Source organism: Amycolatopsis sp. NPDC114504, assembly GCF_055633595.1.
Genome location: NZ_JBVKDU010000002.1, coordinates 1,038,241 through 1,054,582, shown reverse-complemented (window position 1 = coordinate 1,054,582; position 16,342 = coordinate 1,038,241). Strand labels below are relative to the sequence as shown.

Sequence of the window (16,342 nt, the reverse complement as noted above, 5' to 3'; positions counted from 1 at the left end):
GTGACGGCTGGTCCGCACGTCACACCGGACGATCCCGGCCAATTACCCCCAAAGTGTGACCGCGGATCTCGTAACAAACCCGCCGGTACGCATTCTTGTCGCTGATTCCGCTGGTCAGCGGCAAATGGGGAAGAATCACGAGCCGGCCGGATTTTGGTGGGGCGCTGGCGTTTCCGGAATTCCGGAATGTTCCGTAACAGTGTCGCCGGGGCCACGATAGTTACCACGCAATCACCCCGATTCTTCCTGAAAGGACCTTCCGGTGTCCTTGTTTCGTCGTGCCCTGACGACGGCCGCGGCCGTCGCCGGGCTCGCTCTCCTCGGCCCCGTTTTCCCCGCCTCCGCGCAGCTCGCGACGCCCCTCGCGGCCGATCTGAACTGCAAGAACTTCCAATACCAGGAAGACGCGCAGGCCGTTTACGACCAGGACCCGTCCGACCCCAACGGACTGGACGGTGATGACAAGGACGGCAAAGCCTGCGAATCCCTGCCCCACCGCCCGCGGCAGAACACGCCGGCATCCGGTCAGCCGTCGACCACGACGCAGACCCACACCGCCCCGAAATCCACCACCACCAAGAAGTCCACGACGGGCAGCCAGGTGAAGGTGAAGCCGGTCGGCGGCGTCGCCACCGGAGGCGGTGAGCCTGAAGAAGGCGCCCCCGCGTTCCTGGTGCTGAGCGGCGCGCTGCTCGCCGCGGCAGCGTCCGGCGGCATGGTGCTCTACCTGCGCCGGCGCACGAGTTGAGGCACCCGCGCCTGTGGCCGGCGGTCACGGCTGTCGTCGCGGCGCTCGGGGCGATCCTGGTGGTGGCCTCCGTCCTCGCCTTCTCGCCGCACCCGCCGGACCAGGTCGCCCCGCCGTCCGCCACGCCTGTCGAGATCGCGCCGTCGGCCACCACCGCGCCGTCCGGCGAGGGGCTCCCGGCGGCGAAACCGGCCTCCCTGAGCATCCCGGCGATCGGCGTGCGGGCCGACGGGATCAAGGACCTCGGGCTGACCTCGGGCGGTGCGCTCGAGGTCCCCGGCGACGCCACGACGGTCGGCTGGTTCACCGGCGCGCCTTCGCCGGGCGAGGTCGGCCCGGCCGTGCTGGCGGCGCACGTCGACTACAAGCACGTCGCCGGCGCCTTCTCCCGGCTCAAGGAGCTGCGCCCCGGCGAGCAAGCGAGGGTCGGCCGCAGCGACGGCCGGACGGCGGTCTTCACCGTCTACCGCGTCGACCGCTACGCCAAGGCGGAGTTCCCGACCGACCAGGTCTACGGCGACACGGCCGACGCCGAGCTGCGGCTCATCACCTGCGGCGGCGAGTTCGACCGGTCGAGCGGCAACTACCTCGACAACGTCGTGGTCTACGCGCGGCTCACCGGCGTCGAGGCCTAGCTCAGGTCGATCCGCGCCAGCTCGAGCCGCCGGTACGCGCGGTCGCCGAGCGACCAGACGTCGAGCACGTCGCCGTCGAGCTCCGGGTACGCGATCACGAGCCGGGCGGGGCCGTCGTCCGCCTGGTAGCCGATGTCCGCCGGGATCCCCGCTTCGAGCTGCCAGCAGAGTTGTTGCTGCTTCGGCGTGAGACGTCCCGCGTAGCGGTCGCTCATCGCCCGCGCGAGCTGGCCGCGCAACAGGCTCGGGCCGCTCGCCGGCGCCGCGAGCAGCCGCTCGGCGTGGTCGAGGGGATCGGGCGGTCGTTCGCCGGGCTCGGCGTCGCGGACGACGGCCGTGGGCTCGGCCGGTTCGCGGGCGGGCAGCACGATGCTGCCGTCGGCGGCGTGGTGGGTCGGCGCGTAACCGGCGCTTCGCAGCGCGTCGAGCGTGCCGGAAGCGTCCATTGTGGACGTCAGCACGGTCGGTGCCACCGCGCGCAGGCCCAGTTTCGCGAGCTTGCGGTGCGCGGCCAGCTCGGCGAGCACGGCGGGTTCGCCGACGACGACGCTCGCGACGTCGTGCACCTGCGCCTCACCGTGGCGCCGCGCGACGTCGTTGACCAGGTACACCAGCGGTTGCGGCAGCTCGGCCGCGGCGATCGCGCTCAGCTCGTCGAGCAGTTCGGCGGCCGTCGCGCCCTGGTCGAACGCCCGCCGGACGCTCGCGGGGGAGAACCGCCAGCTGGTCGCGGTGCCCTGGGCCTCGCGGTCGGCGACGCGGTCGAGCGACGCGGCGAGCCGGGCGTCCGGCGACCCGGGCACGATCGCGGTGAGGTCGGTGCCGAACAGTGCCGTCGTCCGCGCACGGGAGACCAACTCGTCGGTGACTTCGACGAGCCCGGCTCCGGCGAGGAGGGCGCGGCCGGTCGCGGTGACGGCGCCGTGCGCGACGACGCCGAGGAGCTCGGCCACGTCGAGCGCGTCCCGGACGTGCCCGGCGAAGTCTTCGACCGGCAGCAGCGGCGCGTGCCATTCCGCGAGGACGGCCAGCGCTTCGCCGTCCGAGATCGCGGCGCCGGGCTCGAGGCGAGCCAGCAGCCGCACGACCAGACGTCGCACCAGCGCGTCGACGTCGGTGCCGTACTCCGGCGGCGCCGGCTCCCACCAGGTCGTCAGCAGCAGGCGGTACAGCAGGGCCGGTCCGGGGCGGGCGAGGTCGGGGTCCGGCGCCAGCGTGGGCGGCGGCGCTTTCTGGCCGCGTCGCGGCGCCGGCGGCTCGTCGGCCAGCAGCAGTCCGGCCTGCGCCGCGAGGTCGATGGCCAGCTCGATCTCCGCGGGCGTCGCGCCCGCGTCCTTGGCGACCTTCTTGACGAGCCGCGTGCCGATCGTGCCGTCCTTGAGCAGCGGAAACGGTTCTGCGCCGGCGAGTTCGAGCACGGCCGAGACGCGGTCGAGCACCCGCAGCGCGGCGGCCGACGACAGGGCCTCGGCCGACTCGGCGCCGACGTGCGTGACGGCGTACCCGGGTTCGGCGGGCGTGAACGGCAGCTGGTGGTCCGGCCCGCGCAGGGCGAGCGACACCTCGAGCGGCATGGCCACGCTGCCGTAGTAGGTGCCGAACAGGAAACCGTGGTCGAACGCCCAGCCCTCCGCGGTGTGGAAGGCCAGCACCCCTTCGGCCTCCGGAACGCCGTCGGCCATGTCCTGCAACAGTTTCCGCGTCGATTCGGGGGCGGTGCCGAACACCTCGCGCACGCGGTCGCCGTCGCGGAAGAAGCGGAGCAGCTCCTGGAGACCTTCGGGCAGTCCGAGGGTCCTGGACAGGACCGCCGCGCGGCTGCGGCCGATCTCTCCGAGCAGGTTCGCGACCGGCTGGCCGAGGCCTTCGTCGCGGAAGTCCTTCTTGTGCAGGATTTCCAGGAGCCGGACGCCGCCGGAGTCGCGCCACAGCAGGGCTCGCTCGGCCAGCTCGTCCACAAAGGACTCGACGGTCTCGGCTGTAGTACCGAGGAGCCGCGCGACTTCGCCGACCGGCGCCGGCTGCCGTCCTAGCGCATGACACAGCTGGACGGCGCCCACGACCTGCACCTGCGGCAACGACAACCCGAGCACGGCACCGTTCACGGACTCCGCGGAGGCGAGCCGGGCCGCGACGACGTCGAGCCGCCGCGGCCACGGTTCGTCCAGCACGTCCGGCCGGTGGGCGAGGACGTTCGCCAGCTCTTCACGCCCCAGGGCGGCGAGCCTGCCGAGCAGCTCGTCGGCGGTGGTCATCGGCCCAGGTTAGATCACCGTTCGCAGGCCGTGCCGTCGCCGTCACGGTCGAGGGCGGCCCGGTAGCCGGGTTCGCCGCGGTGCAAGGGAGCTGCTCCGGCGGCCTTCGCAGCGGCGCAGTTCTTGTAATACGCGGAGGAATCGGGTTCCGGTGCTTCCTTCGTGGTCTCCACGGGCGGGGCCACCGGGAGTGCCTTGGTGGCCGGCGGCTCCGGAGTCGGTGTCGGCGTCGGTGCGGGGACGTCGATGGTCCCGTTGCACGGCGGCGCCCACAGCCCGCTCGTCGCCTGCTTCGCCGCGGCCTCGGCGGCCGCGAGCGCGGGCGACGCGGCGTCCGTCGCGTACTTGAGATAACCCTTTTGAATCGCGAGCGTCGCGTAGTCCTGACCGCCGGCCAAGGTGACGGCGACGCCGTGCGCGGTTTCCGCGCCGAGCGTCACGACTTTGCCGGAAAGCGTCGTGGTCGCCCAGTCGAGTGATTCCGTGAAGTAGCACCCGGTGGTGAAACCCGGCGACGTGACACCGAGGACGCGCAGCGTTCTGGAGGTGCCGTCACTGCCGTTGACCACCACGGTCGCGCCGTCCGTCACGGACCCGATCGTGTAGGTGACGGGCACCGGTGCCGCGCTGCTCGCCGAGGTCGTCGAGGGTGCCGGCGGTGCGGCGACCGCGGGCTTCGGCTCCGGGGCCTTCCCGAAGACCGCGCCCAGCACGAACAGGACGGCGAAAGCGGCCAAGACGATCTTCAGCCAGTTCGGAAAGCGTTTCATCCCGGGATTCCTCGTTCCTCGAACGCGACGTGCCGACCCTCTACTCGTGAAATCTCCCGCCCTTGTTACGCATCGGCTCGTGATCGCCCACCAGTCGTTATCCGGCGGAATGTTGCCGTCACGATCGCGTCACGAACCGCGGGCGCGCACCGAAAAACTGTCACAACGCGCGGCCGGGAAACGACCAGCGGGGCGTGATCGAATCCCTCTCGCTGCAGGGCGCGGGCGGCCACCCCGCGCACGGAACCGACTTCACCGCGGTGGACGTCCGGACGACCGGGCCGCGCCCCGGGCGCGTGGTCGAGCTCGCCGCGGTGCGGGTCCACGCCGACGGCTCGATCGTGGGTGAGCTGACGACGCTGGTGGATCCCGGAGCGGGCGTGCCGCCCGGTCCCGCGCTCGTGCACGGCATCACGCGCGCGGAACTCGACGGCGCGCCGTCGTTCGGCGACGTCCTGGGACCGCTGCTGGACCTGTGCGCCGGCAGCGTGATCGTCGCCCACGACCTGGCGTTCGTCACGGCTTTCCTGGACTCGGAGGTCAAGCGGCTCGGCGTCCGGCTGCCCGTGCTGCCGGGCGTCTCGACGCTGGCGGCCGCGCAGTCGGTCGTGCGGCTGCCCAACTACCGGCTCGCCACCGTGGCCCACGCGCTGGGGGTGACCGGGAGGCCGGGGCAGTCGGCGTCGTCTCGTGCGAGGACGGTCGCCCAGCTGGTCACGGGCGTGTTCGCGCGGTACGGGTTCACGTTCGCGGCGCCACCGGCCCTTCCGGGTCTGCCCCGGTTCGCCGGCGGACGGCTGCTCCCGCGCGCCGAGCCGGTGCCGGTCGAGCCGGGGTGGATGGCCGAGGCGCTCGAGCGGGTCGCGGCCGGCCGGGGCGGGGACGCCTACCTGGACCTGCTCGCCGAGGTCGTCTCGGATCAGCACCTGTCGCGTGAAGAGGTGGCCGTCCTGGCCGCGTCGGCGACCGAGGCCGGGATGCCCGAAGCGCGGGTGCGGTCGACGCACGAGCAGCTCGTGACGGCCCTGCGGGAAATCGCGGAACGGGACGGCGTCGTGACCGCCGCGGAAGCGCGCGAGCTGCGCCAGGTGGCGACGGCGCTCGGCGTCACGGATGCCGGCGACCTGCGCCCGGCCGCCGGCGGCAAGCCGACCCGGGTGCTGGTGCTCGGGACGAGCGTGGCGGCGGACGGGATGCGGGCCAGGGTGCTCGCCGAAGGCGTCCAGCTGGCGAAGAAGCTGACCGCGAGCGTCACGCACCTCGTGGCCGACGCGACGGTGCCGGCCGGCGAACCCCGACTGGCCCGCGCCGCCGAGCTGGGCGCGGAGGTGGTCGACATCCGCACCGCACCGGTGGCGCTGGGCTTCGAGCCGCCACCGGCCCCGCGGACCGCGGTCACGGCGCCGACCCGCACGCCGAAGGTGCTCGGCGGCCGGGTGCTGATGGGCGTCGGGCTGCTGCTGATGTTCATCGTGGTGGTCGCGATGTTCGGCGGCAGCTCGTTGGCGGCCGGTATCTTCTTCGCCGCACTGGGCGTCGGAGCCCTGCTCGGCGGGTGGTTCCTCGCGGAGCCGGCGCCGCGGTGACCGGGACTTCGGTACGGTCGGAGCGGTGCCGAGACTGATCCACTTGAACGGGCCGTCCGGGATCGGGAAGTCGACGATCGCGCAGGCCTACGCCGAGCGGCATCCCGGGGTGCTCAACCTCGACGCCGATCGGGTCGTCTGCCTCATCGGGGGCTGGCGGGACAGCTTCTTCGAGACCTTCAAGGCCGCGCAGCTGCTCACCGTCGCCATGGCCGAGACGCATTTGCGGACCGGGCACGACGTCGTCATGCCGCAGCTCGCCACTCGCGTCGCCGACGTCGAGGCCTTCGAAGACGTCGCGAACCGCTGCGATGCCGAGTACCGGGAAATCCTGCTGACCGCGGACAAGCCCGTCGCCGGAGTGCGGTTCGCCGCGCGGGCCGCGAGTGGCGGTTCCGCCACCGAGGGGATCGACCGCGTCATCACCGAGCGCGGCGGGACCTCGCTGGTCGAGCGGATCCACGACCAGCTCGCCGCCTACCTCCCGCTGCGGCCGGGGTGTGTCGTCGTGCCGACCGATGGGTGTGCGCCCGGTCGGACCTACGACGATGTCGTCGCCGTGGTTGATGGGGTTCGGCTCGGCTGACCCGCGTGCGGTTCACTGGACGCCATGACCGTGATTCCGGAGCTCGCGATGCGCCAGATCGAGCGGTGGTGCGCCCAGCGGGTTCCCGAAGACCTCAAGGACCGCCTGCGGGTCGAGTGCCGGGTGCTCGGGCGGGACGTCGCGATCGTCGAGGTGCGGGCCGAGGGGGAGCGGGAGATCGCGCGGCTGCACCTCGACGAGTTCGGGATCTGGTCGATGCTGCGGTCCGATGGGGACGGTGGGTGGCTGGCCGATCCGGACGGGCCCGTCGCGAGCACGCCGCCGCCCCTGCTGGCCGAGCTCTGACTCAGCTCGGGGGCGGGAAGCGGACCTCGTTGCGGTCGATCTTGGCGTGGGCCGCGGCCGTCAGGTCCACGCCGAGGCGGTCGGCCAGCTGGAGCAGGTACAGCGTGACGTCCGCGATCTCGTCCAGGACGTTCGCCTCCAGCGCGGGATCCTCGCGCCACGCGTCGGACTCCTCCGGCGTCAGCCACTGGAACAGCGAGGTCAGCTCGCCGACCTCGCCGGACAACGCCATCGTGAGGTTCTTCGGGGTGTGGTACGGCTCCCAGGCGCGGGCCGCCGCGAAACCGCGGAGGCGCTGGGTCACGTCGTCGAGGGTCACCCGGCGATTGTCCCCGCTCGTCACGGTGCGCTAACGGCCGTATGGCGGACCGGCGTTGACCGGTGAATCTCTCACTCAATAGGTTGGACTTCGTCGGGATGCTTGCGGGGCTTGAAGCTCGGAAAGGGCACGCCTTGAAGTACCTGCGATCCGTTCGCGGCCGCATGCTGTGCATCGCGTTCGTGCCCGGCGGCGCCCTTGTCGTCGTGGCGATCGTGATCGCGTTCTTGCTGGTCCAGCAAGCGAACCGGACGCGCGACAACGCCATGGACGCGGCGGAGGCCGCGGGCCGGACCGCTCAGGTCGTCGGCGCCCTGCAGGGCCAGCGCAGCGAGGCGATGTCCGGGCCCGACCAACGGACCGCCGCGTACGCGAATTTCTCCCAGCGGATCGACACCGCCATCGCCGGGCTGCGCGACTACACGCGCCACGCGCCCGACGCCGAATCCGCGTACCAGCAGATCACCGCCGTCGACCTGCTTTCCGTCGCCGAAGGGATGGATCGCTCCGATTCCCTCGCCCTGGCGGGGATCGACGGCGTGACGCGGCGGCCGTTCACCCAGGCGGTGGCCGCCTACCGGGCCGAACTGGACCGGATCGCGCCGCAGCTCACCGAAAGTGGCCGTATCGCGTACGAGTCGCTCACCCGTAGCGCCGATTGGAGCAGGCTCGCCGCCGTCGAAGACGCGTTCGCGGCCAGTGAACCGTTGCCCGTTCCCGAATCCACGTGGCGCAGCGCCGCCTACACTGTCTCCCAGCAGCTCGGCGCCCTGTACTCGCAGCAGAGCCAGTACGCCGTGCAGCTCACCCTCGACGACGGCCGCCGCACGCTCGCCGGCGCCATCGCCGCCAGTGCGGCCCTGCTGCTGGGCGCCGGGCTCCTGCTCGTCGTCGTGCGGCGGCTCGTCGCGCGCGTGCCGGTGCCGGTCGTCCCGATCATGGTGCCGACCATGCGGGCGGCCATCCCGCGACCCCGACACGGACGGTCACGACGGCCGCGCGTGCCCGAACCGTGGCCGGCGAAAGCCGTGCTCGACGACTTGCGGCGCCGATGAAGGCCTCACACAGAGTCATGGATTACGCCGAAAAGAGCACGCGGTTGGCCCACACGCGTGCTTGCCGGGGTCGGGCAGACTGGTCCGCGTGAGTCCCCCCTCTGATCTTCGCCCCTACCTGCGCACTTTGGACGCGGAGACGCTGGTGGACCTGGTGCACGCCCAGGCTGGGCGTGACCCTGAGTTGCGGCATTCGCTCGAACTGCGCGCCGCCACCCAATCCGGTGACGTCAGCGAGGCGCACCGGCTGCTCGACACCGCGGTGACCGACGGGAACGGCGAATACACCGCGAAAGTCGGCGCCGTCCTCGACACTCTGCAGCGGATGCTCGACGTCGGCAGCCGCGCCGACCTGGCCCCGCTCGCCCGCCGCACGGTGGACGACATCAGCGAGGTCCTCGAGCGGTCCGGCGACCACACCGGCGACCTCGGCGACCGGCTGGACCGCGCCGTGGCGCTGTACGCCCGCGCGTGCGCCGCCCGGCCGCCGGACCCGGAGAAGCTGGCCGACTGGATCCTCGAGGTCGAGTTCGACGGCCCTGGCCGCCCGTCGATCACCCTCGCCGACTTCGCGACGGCGCTGGGCGAGCCCGGCCTGCGCCGGATCAAGTCCACTGTGGACGATGTGCTGACGGCGGGCGGGCCTGGACACCGGCGTGACGTCGCCGAACGGCTGCGGGAGCAGCTGGCCGAGGTGCTCGGCGACGTCGACGAGCTGATCGCGATCCTGTCCGCCAAGCCGCCGCGGCGCGACATCAGCCTCAAGATCGTCCGGGTGCTGCGGGCCGCCGGGCGGCACAGCGAGGCCATCGCGCACGCCGCCCGCGCGCTCACCCACGACAAGAACGGGCACGCGCCGGAGCCGGTGCCGCTGCCGGACGACGAGACTTCCCGCCGGCGCAAGGAGTTCGACGCCAAGCCCGACCGGGAGACGTTCGCCGCGTTGCGCGAAGCCGCGACCGCCGACGGGAAGTGGACGACGCAGCGCCGGGCCGCGCTGGCCCGCCTGCGCGAGCTGGCCGCCGAGGGTGCCGGGGCCGCCGACGAGCTGGCCCGCGTCCTGCTCGACGACGGGCGCCCCGACGCAGCCTGGCGCGCGTGCGTGCGGTTCGGGGCGTCGCCGGAGCTGAAGCTCGAACTGGCCGAGCAACGCGCCGCGGAGCACCCGGCCGAAACGATCCCGGTCTTCCGCGAGCACGTCGAGGAGCTCATCGAGCGCAAGGACCCGCAGTCCTACCAAGACGCCGCCCGCCGGCTGAAGCTGTTGCGCACCTTGCACAAGCGCGCCGAGACACCGGACGAATTCACCGCTTACATCGGCGCCCTGGTGGAAACCCACCGCCGGAAAACCCGCCTGATCACGGAAATCCGGACCGCGCGAATCGCCATCCCGAAAGCCGTAACCTCGCCCCGCGCACCTCGTTGACCGAAGTGAACCGGTGTTTCACGTGCACCGGGACATCGAAGGTTCCGCCAAGGCGGTGACGCCTCTGGCCAGCGATGTCGCGGTGGCTCTGTTCCGCCGTCCGGCTCGGCGCCTCCCCGTCGAGCAGGCGGCGGGACCCGCGCCAGGGCCACCGCGACCGCTCCGGCCGCGCGATGAAAACATAGGTCCATGAGTCCGGTCAGCCGCGCCCGCAAGAAGCCCCCGCAGCCCGTCACGCACAGCGTGACCGGCTTGTTCAAGGACGTCCTGAACGACTTCTCGGCGCTGGGCGCCGACCCCGCGCCGGTGGACGTCGAGCTGCTTGCCTCCGAGGTCCTCGGCCAGTTCCACGACGTGCCCGTCGAGGACGGCGAAGAGCCGCTCGGCCTCGAGCTGATCGCCTTCGCGCAGCGCAAGATCACGCCGGGCGCCGCGGCGCTGCTGGCCGCGCTGAAGGTCGTCGCGGAGACCGACGTCGAGCGCAAGGCGGCCGAAGACGGCCTGCAGGTCGTCCTCGGCCGCGGCATCCCGGCGCCGACCTGGGCCGCGGGGCTGGGCCAGGTCACCGCCGGCGAGTGCTGGCGGACCGGCGACGTCTACGGCGACGAGTCGTCCCTGCTCTGCGTCTTCGCCCACGGCGAGAAGCTGCACGGCCTGCTCGCGCTCCTCGACTTCACCGAGGGCGGCCGGGTGCGGGACCTCGTCGTGATCGAGCAGCCCGGCGAGGTCCTCGCCGAGATGCGGGCGCAGGCCGACGCCGACCCGGAACTGGTCGTGGCGGAGGCGGTCGACCCCGCCGAGGCGCACCGCCTGCTCTCCGACGGCCTCGCCGTCACCGACCACCTCGACGAAGCCGACGTCAGCGAGGACTACGCGCGCTTCCACGCGGTCGCGCTGACGTGGTCGCGCGCGCTGCCGGAACCCGCGCTCGTCCCCGAGGTCGCTGAGTGGTCCGAAGCCGAGCGGGCCGCCGTCGTCGAGCAGTTCGTCGCGGCGAGCGGTGAGGACGCCGGCGCCGCCCGTGCGATCGGGCGCCTGCTGCTGGAGCACGGCCTGGCCACCGACCCCGCGAACCCGCTGCGCGTCGGGCCGGAGAAGATCGCGCGGTTCCTCGAAGGCCTGCTCGGCGAGGAGTTCGAGCTCGACGCCGACCACGAAGACGCCGTGGAGCCGGTCGTGCTGGCCTGGGTCCAGTGGACGGGCGAGCGCGCCGGCCTCACCGGGACGGCGATCGCCGCGCTCGACGAGGCCGTCGCCGACTACCTGAGCGAGTACGCCGACGAGGACGACTCCCCGCTGGAGCGCTACTTCGGCGACGTCGGCGAGCTGTCGCCGACCGAGCTGGCGGACGCGCTGGAACGACGGATGTTCGCGGTGCCGTCGCTGACCACGGAGATCGAGGACGAGGAGGTCGACCTCGACCCCACCGACCCCGAACAGCGCCGGGCGCTGGTCATCGCCGAGGCCGACGAGGACGAGGAAGAACAGCGGCTGGTGCTGCGCGCCACGATCGTCGACCAGCTGTGGGACGACGAACCCGTCGAGGCTTGGCTGGCCGTTCAGCGCCTGCAGGAGGGCGAGCTCGACCGCGACGAGGTCTTCGAGCAGCTGATCGACGCGCTGGAAGGCAGCCTGCTGGAGTCCGAGGAAACGCTCGAATACGACGCCGACGCCTACGTCGAGGCGCTGGCCGAACTCTGAGGTCTAGGGGAGTGGGCCTGCCGGAACCTTCGGCTTGGTCTTGCGACGCCGCTCTTGCAGCCGGTCGTCGAAGTCCACGGCGAACGTTCCGGCAGCCATCGCGATCAGCAGGACCACACCGAGCATCGCACCGACCCACGTCAGGATCATCGCCAACATCGTGGGCCTCCTCCCCAGCTCAGAGTCGATTTCGGTCTTCTTCAGGGTCGCTTTCCGAACGGGCGATCGGTATCGGCCAACCGGTTACGCCTGAATGACGCACCTCGGCCGATCGGCCGAGGTGCGTGCACGGAAAGTCGCGAAGGACGACGAAGAGTGTCCGGGTGTTCGCCCAGCGTGGTGCTGACCGGCATGTGGGTGACGGGGAGCGTCACCCCTCCGACGAATCGGGTCAGAGCTTGCGGAGGCGGACGCGGTTGATGGCGTGGTCGCAGTCCTTGCGCAGCACCAGCGTCGCCCGCGGGCGGGTCGGCTTGATGTTCTCCATCAGGTTCGGCTCGTTGATCGAGTGCCACAGGTGCCGCGCCTCGGCGCGGGCCTCGTCGTCGGGCAGGCCGGCGAAGTGGTGGAAGTGCGACGCCGGGTCGGCGAACGCCGTGTGGCGCAGCTCGAGGAACCGCTCGATGTACCAGCGCTGGATGTCGTCGGTGTGCGCGTCGACGTAGATCGAGAAGTCGAAGAGGTCGGACACCATCAGCCGCGGGCCCGGCTGCAGCACGTTCAGGCCCTCGACGATGAGGATGTCCGGCTGCTGCACGACCTGCTCCTGGCCGGGCAGGATGTCGTAGGCCAGGTGGGAGTACACCGGCGCGGCGACGCGCTCGGCGCCCGACTTCACCTCGGTGACGAACCGCAGCAGCGCGCGGCGGTCGTAGCTCTCCGGGAAGCCCTTGCGGTGCATGATCCCGCGCCGCATCAGCTCGGCGCGCGGGTACAGGAAGCCGTCGGTGGTGACCAGGTCGACGCGGGGGTGGTCCGGCCAGCGGGCGAGCAGCGTGCGCAGGATGCGGGCGGTGGTCGACTTGCCGACCGCCACGCTCCCGGCGATGCCGATCACGTACGGGACCTTCGTGCCGCGGGAGTCGTCACCGAGGAACGTCGTGGTCGCTTCGTAGAGCCGCTGGCGCGCGGCGACCTGCAGGTTGATCAGGCGGGAGAGCGGGAGGTAGACGTCGGCGACCTCGGCCAGGTCGACCTGCTCGCCGAGCCCGCGCAGCTTCAGCAGCTCGGCCGCGGTCAGCGGCAACGGCGTCGAACTTCGCAGTTCTTTCCACTGTTCCCGGTGCAGCTCGACATACGGGCTGAGTTCGCGGACCCGGGTCATCGCACACTCCTCCGGCCGTCGCCTGCACTGGCGGACGTTTCACCTGCGTGATTAACGGTAGGGCTTACGGCCGGTGAACGCGCTGTGATGTAGTCCACGCCCGGTTGCGGTGATCACCGCGAGTTACGGAAAACCTCGTCCCACGCCGCCGCGACCTGACGCGCGCAGGTCGCGGGGTCGACGCCGCCGACGCCGGTGCCGAGCCCCGGCATGGCGATCGTGTCGACGAGCTCCCGCACCGGCCCGTGGTCGAGCCGGCCGTCGCGCCACTGCAGGAAGACCGCGCGCGCCGCGAGGTAGGGGTGCACGGTGTCGGCGGGCAGCCGCTCGGCCGGTTCGCGCATGGTCGGCGCGCTGATCAGCCACGCCGGTTCGGCCTCGCCGGTCGGCACGATCACGGCTTCGCCGATGGGCAGTTCACCGCCGTGAAAGGCCAAAACCGCACTTCGGACGCTCTGCTCGACCCCCGGGAACGCTCGCGCGTAGACGGCGTCGATGCCCCCGCGCATCCAGCCGTAGGAGTTGGCCGGGCTGACCACGGCCTGGGCGACGACGTCGAGGACCGACCCGCGGTGCACCCGGACCCGGCCGGTCACCGATTCAGCGGCGGACGTCCAGGCGGTGGCGAGTGGTTCATCGACGGCACACAGCACCAGTTCCGGTGTGCGAGGGGAGACCGGCGGGTGTGCGCCCTCACGGCCGGTGTGCGTGCCCGAGTCGGCGGTCACATCCCTAGCATCGCAAAAAATGCCACCCGGCGTAACCGGTTCTGGTACCGGCTGTCCGAGTGAAAGTCGCCACGGTGGCGACCCGTAGCCTGGGTGTTGTGTCACGGATCGCATACTTCGGCCCCCAGGGGACCTTCACCGAACAGGCCGCGCGGGCCCTCGCCGGCGGCGAAGAACTGATTCCGGTCGAGACCGTCCGGCTGGCGATGACGGCCGTCCGCGAGGGCGAGGCGGACGCCGCGTGCGTCCCCATCGAGAACTCGGTCGAGGGCGTGGTGCCCACCACGCTCGACGCGCTCAGCGAGTCGACCCCGCTGGTCGCCGTGGCCGAGCACATCCTGCCGGTCCATTTCAGCGTGCTGACGCGGCGCGGCGGCGGGGAGATCAAGACCGTCGCCAGCCACCCGCACGCGCTCGCCCAGGTCCGCGAGTGGCTGGAGGCGAACCTGCCGGACGCGCACCCGGTGGCGTCGTCGTCGACGTCGGCAGCCGCGGTCGGGGTGCTCGAAGGCCACTTCGACGCCGCGGTCTGCGCGCCGGTCGCCGTCGAGCACTACGACCTCGAGGTGCTGGCCACCGAGGTCGGCGACGTCAGCGACGCGGCGACGCGGTTCCTGCTGGTCCGCCCGCCGGGCGAGCTGCCGGAGCCGACGGGCGCCGACCGGACGTCCGTGGTCGCCGCGGCCGTGAACCGCACCGGCACGCTCGCCGAGCTGCTCACCGCGCTGGCCGACCGCGGGATCAACCTCACCCGGCTGGACGCCCGCCCGACGCGCAGCAACTTCGGCGAGTACCGCTTCTTCATCGACTTCGAGGGGCACGTGGCCGAGCCGCGGATCCTCGACGCGTTGACCGCGTTGCGCCGGCACTGCCGCAACCTGCGGTTCCTCGGCTCGCACCCGCGCGCCGACGGGACGCGGACCACGATCGAGCCCGGTGCGGGCAACGACGACTTCGTCGACGCCGCCGTGTGGGCCGACGCGGTCCGCAAGGGAGACCTGGCGTGAGGCTGCTGCTCATCCGCCACGGTCAGACCGACGGGAACGTCCGCGGCGCGCTCGACACCGCCCTGCCCGGGCCGCCGCTGACCGAGCTCGGCCGCACCCAGGCCGACGACCTCGCGACGCGGCTGGCGGGGGAGCCGATCGTCGCGGTCTACGCGTCGCAGGCGACCCGGGCCCAGCAGACGGCGGGGCCGCTGGCCGCCCGGTTCTCGCTGGACGTCCAGGTCGTCGACGGCGTCCACGAGGTCGTCGCGGGTGATCTCGAAGGGGCGACCGACCACGAGTCGATCCGGACCTACATGGAGGTCGTGCGGCGGTGGACGCTCGGTGAGCTGACGGCGACGCTGCCCGGCGGCGAGAGCGGCACGAGCGTGCGCACCCGCATGCTCGACGCGGTCGGCCGGCTGCGCGCCAAGCACGAGCAGGCCGACCCGGACAGCGTGATCGCGCTGGTCAGCCACGGTGGCGCGATCCGGCTGTCCGCCGAGTGGCTGGCGCCGAACGTCCACGCGGACGTCGCCAACGCGGCGCTGATCCCGAACACCGGCCTGGTGGAGCTGGATGCCCGGCCGGACGGCCAGTGGCACTGCCTGACCTGGGTCGACACGCCTCTCTGACCGTCACGAAAGTGTGATCCCGTCACGTTTGAGACACGTCTGGTGGGGAATTAACGGGTCGAACCAACCTGCCGGAGATCCGTACGTCTACCCAGTAGCACCACACCAGGGAGGCGATTGACATGGCTTGGACGAAGCTTTCACGGTTGTTCCCCCTCGTCGCGGCTTCGGCGGGCGTGCTCGCCCTGTCCGCCTGCGGGAACGGCGGCACCACGAACGCGGCGAGCAGCTCGACGCCCTCGACGACGGCGTCCCCGACCTCCACCACCGCGACCACGGCCGCGTCCGCCCCGAGCAGCTCGGCCCCGGCCTCCACGCCGCCCGCCCAGCCCGCGGACAACGGACTCTGCAAGGCCGGGGACGTCACGCTGTCGCTCGGCCAGGGCGACGCCGGCGCGGGCTCGGTGTACCGGCCGCTGAACATCAAGAACAGCAGCTCGAAGCCCTGTGAGATCCAGGGCTTCCCCGGGGTCTCGTACGTCGCGGGCACCGACGGGCACCAGGTCGGCAAGGACGCCTTCCGCGAGGGCACCAAGGGCAACGCGGTGAAGCTGAACCCCGGCCAGTCCGCGATCGCCGACATCCAGTTCGTCAACGTGCGCAACTTCGACTCGGGCACCTGCCAGCCGACGGCGGTGAAGGGCCTGCGGATCTACCTGCCGCAGGAGACCGCGTCGAACTTCGTGCCCACCGACGGCACCGCGTGCGCGAGCACCAAGATCCCGGGCAACCAGCTCTCGGTGAAGACGGTCCACACGTCCTAGAGGCGGCCGCAGATCTCCTCGGCCTCGACCAGGTGCCGCTGGCCGGCGATGTCGTTGAAGTGCAGGCTGAGCACCATGCGGCTGACGCCGTCGATGTGGTCGGCCAGCGGCTGGTAGGTGGCGTTGACCTGGGCGGCGGCCGCGGACAGCTCGCGCGCCGCCGTCATCCGGTGCAGCCGCTCGGGCGTGAGGCCCGGTGTCAGCGACGGCTGCGCGTCCCGGCTCGTGTCCGGCAGCTCGCCGACGCGGTCGAGGGCCTGGCACGCGGCCAGCGCGTCGTCGAGCGCGCCCGCGTGCACGCCGGACAGGCCCCACAGCAGCCCGAGCACGCCGCCGCCCAGCACGAACCCGGCGACCGCGCACAGCACGAGCAGCCGGCGTGACTGCGGCGGTGACGCCTTGACCTCCTCGGACTCGTCCGAGGGTTCGTCGAAGTCGGGACCGGCGTCGGTGCCGGTGCCCGGGTCCACGGTGCGCATAAGCCGCCTCCCCACCACCTGGGTGATGACGTATTTCAG

At 72.0% G+C, this 16,342-nt stretch carries 18 protein-coding genes; 11 read left to right on the top strand and 7 right to left on the bottom strand.

All coding sequences use genetic code 11. The annotated features are described in order from the left end of the window. Positions 1–262: 262 nt before the first annotated feature. Both ACZ7PG_RS16915 and ACZ7PG_RS16910 read left to right on the top strand, forming a co-directional pair. On the top strand, positions 263–748 hold the full coding sequence (locus tag ACZ7PG_RS16915; RefSeq protein WP_470239964.1) for an excalibur calcium-binding domain-containing protein: 486 nt from the start codon (positions 263–265) through the stop codon (positions 746–748). Next, a complete protein-coding gene (locus ACZ7PG_RS16910) occupies positions 745–1,383 on the top strand; it encodes a class F sortase (protein WP_470239963.1) in 639 nt (212 codons plus the stop codon). Before ACZ7PG_RS16915 ends, ACZ7PG_RS16910 begins: the two co-directional genes overlap by 4 nt. Here the strand turns inward: ACZ7PG_RS16910 and ACZ7PG_RS16905 are convergent. After that, positions 1,380–3,638, bottom strand: coding sequence for a helicase-associated domain-containing protein (locus ACZ7PG_RS16905; protein WP_470239962.1), 2,259 nt, complete (start codon positions 3,636–3,638; stop codon positions 1,380–1,382). The two genes, ACZ7PG_RS16910 and ACZ7PG_RS16905, sit on opposite strands and share 4 nt — an antisense overlap. 14 nt (positions 3,639–3,652) lie before the next feature. Further along, positions 3,653–4,408 carry an excalibur calcium-binding domain-containing protein gene (locus ACZ7PG_RS16900; RefSeq protein ID WP_470239961.1) on the bottom strand — a complete coding sequence of 252 codons (756 nt, stop codon included), beginning with the start codon at positions 4,406–4,408 and terminating at the stop codon, positions 3,653–3,655. A 194-nt stretch (positions 4,409–4,602) separates the two neighbouring features. Here ACZ7PG_RS16900 and ACZ7PG_RS16895 point away from each other — a divergent pair, with 194 nt between their 5' ends. From ACZ7PG_RS16895 to ACZ7PG_RS16885, 3 genes are read left to right on the top strand one after another with little or no spacing between them, the layout of a single operon-like run. After that, on the top strand, positions 4,603–5,994 hold the full coding sequence (locus ACZ7PG_RS16895; protein ID WP_470239960.1) for a 3'-5' exonuclease: 1,392 nt from the start codon (positions 4,603–4,605) through the stop codon (positions 5,992–5,994). Positions 5,995–6,019: 25 nt separating this feature from the next. Further along, entirely contained in the window at positions 6,020–6,580 is a 561-nt protein-coding gene (locus ACZ7PG_RS16890; RefSeq protein ID WP_470239959.1) for a P-loop nucleotide/nucleoside kinase family protein, read from the top strand. A 24-nt stretch (positions 6,581–6,604) separates the two neighbouring features. After that, positions 6,605–6,886 (top strand): DUF3024 domain-containing protein, encoded by a 282-nt coding sequence (locus tag ACZ7PG_RS16885; RefSeq protein ID WP_470239958.1) that lies wholly within the window; start codon positions 6,605–6,607, stop codon positions 6,884–6,886. 1 nt (position 6,887) lies between these two features. Here the strand turns inward: ACZ7PG_RS16885 and ACZ7PG_RS16880 are convergent, their stop codons facing one another. Further along, positions 6,888–7,205 (bottom strand): nucleotide pyrophosphohydrolase, encoded by a 318-nt coding sequence (locus ACZ7PG_RS16880; protein ID WP_470239957.1) that lies wholly within the window; start codon positions 7,203–7,205, stop codon positions 6,888–6,890. A gap of 134 nt (positions 7,206–7,339) precedes the next feature. On the opposite strand from ACZ7PG_RS16880, the gene ACZ7PG_RS16875 reads away from it, so the two are divergent. From ACZ7PG_RS16875 to ACZ7PG_RS16865, 3 genes are all read left to right on the top strand, one after another. Beyond that, a complete protein-coding gene (locus ACZ7PG_RS16875) occupies positions 7,340–8,260 on the top strand; it encodes a nitrate- and nitrite sensing domain-containing protein (protein WP_470239956.1) in 921 nt (306 codons plus the stop codon). An 88-nt stretch (positions 8,261–8,348) separates the two neighbouring features. Continuing rightward, on the top strand, positions 8,349–9,686 hold the full coding sequence (locus tag ACZ7PG_RS16870; protein ID WP_470239955.1) for a hypothetical protein: 1,338 nt from the start codon (positions 8,349–8,351) through the stop codon (positions 9,684–9,686). 189 nt (positions 9,687–9,875) lie between these two features. Continuing rightward, a complete protein-coding gene (locus tag ACZ7PG_RS16865) occupies positions 9,876–11,387 on the top strand; it encodes a sigma-70 family RNA polymerase sigma factor family protein (protein ID WP_470239954.1) in 1,512 nt (503 codons plus the stop codon). 3 nt (positions 11,388–11,390) lie between these two features. Here ACZ7PG_RS16865 and ACZ7PG_RS16860 read toward each other — a convergent pair whose 3' ends face one another. The 3 genes from ACZ7PG_RS16860 to ACZ7PG_RS16850 form a co-directional block, all read right to left on the bottom strand. Continuing rightward, complete coding sequence (locus ACZ7PG_RS16860) at positions 11,391–11,546, bottom strand: hypothetical protein (protein WP_470239953.1); 156 nt, start codon at positions 11,544–11,546, stop codon at positions 11,391–11,393. A gap of 232 nt (positions 11,547–11,778) precedes the next feature. Next, positions 11,779–12,711: a type I pantothenate kinase gene (gene coaA, locus ACZ7PG_RS16855; protein WP_470239952.1), complete on the bottom strand. Its 933-nt coding sequence runs from the start codon at positions 12,709–12,711 to the stop codon at positions 11,779–11,781. Positions 12,712–12,824: 113 nt separating this feature from the next. After that, positions 12,825–13,439 carry a macro domain-containing protein gene (locus ACZ7PG_RS16850; RefSeq protein WP_470239951.1) on the bottom strand — a complete coding sequence of 205 codons (615 nt, stop codon included), beginning with the start codon at positions 13,437–13,439 and terminating at the stop codon, positions 12,825–12,827. A gap of 98 nt (positions 13,440–13,537) precedes the next feature. On the opposite strand from ACZ7PG_RS16850, the gene pheA reads away from it, so the two are divergent. The 3 genes from pheA (at position 13,538) to ACZ7PG_RS16835 (ending at position 15,824) form a co-directional block, all read left to right on the top strand. Continuing rightward, positions 13,538–14,446 carry a prephenate dehydratase gene (pheA, locus tag ACZ7PG_RS16845; protein ID WP_470239950.1) on the top strand — a complete coding sequence of 303 codons (909 nt, stop codon included), beginning with the start codon at positions 13,538–13,540 and terminating at the stop codon, positions 14,444–14,446. Continuing rightward, entirely contained in the window at positions 14,443–15,060 is a 618-nt protein-coding gene (locus ACZ7PG_RS16840; RefSeq protein ID WP_470239949.1) for a histidine phosphatase family protein, read from the top strand. Before pheA ends, ACZ7PG_RS16840 begins: the two co-directional genes overlap by 4 nt. 116 nt (positions 15,061–15,176) lie before the next feature. Then, entirely contained in the window at positions 15,177–15,824 is a 648-nt protein-coding gene (locus tag ACZ7PG_RS16835; protein ID WP_470240777.1) for a DUF4232 domain-containing protein, read from the top strand. Here the strand turns inward: ACZ7PG_RS16835 and ACZ7PG_RS16830 are convergent. Beyond that, positions 15,821–16,303 (bottom strand): hypothetical protein, encoded by a 483-nt coding sequence (locus ACZ7PG_RS16830; protein ID WP_470239948.1) that lies wholly within the window; start codon positions 16,301–16,303, stop codon positions 15,821–15,823. The two genes, ACZ7PG_RS16835 and ACZ7PG_RS16830, sit on opposite strands and share 4 nt — an antisense overlap. Between the last annotated feature and the right edge of the window lie 39 nt (positions 16,304–16,342).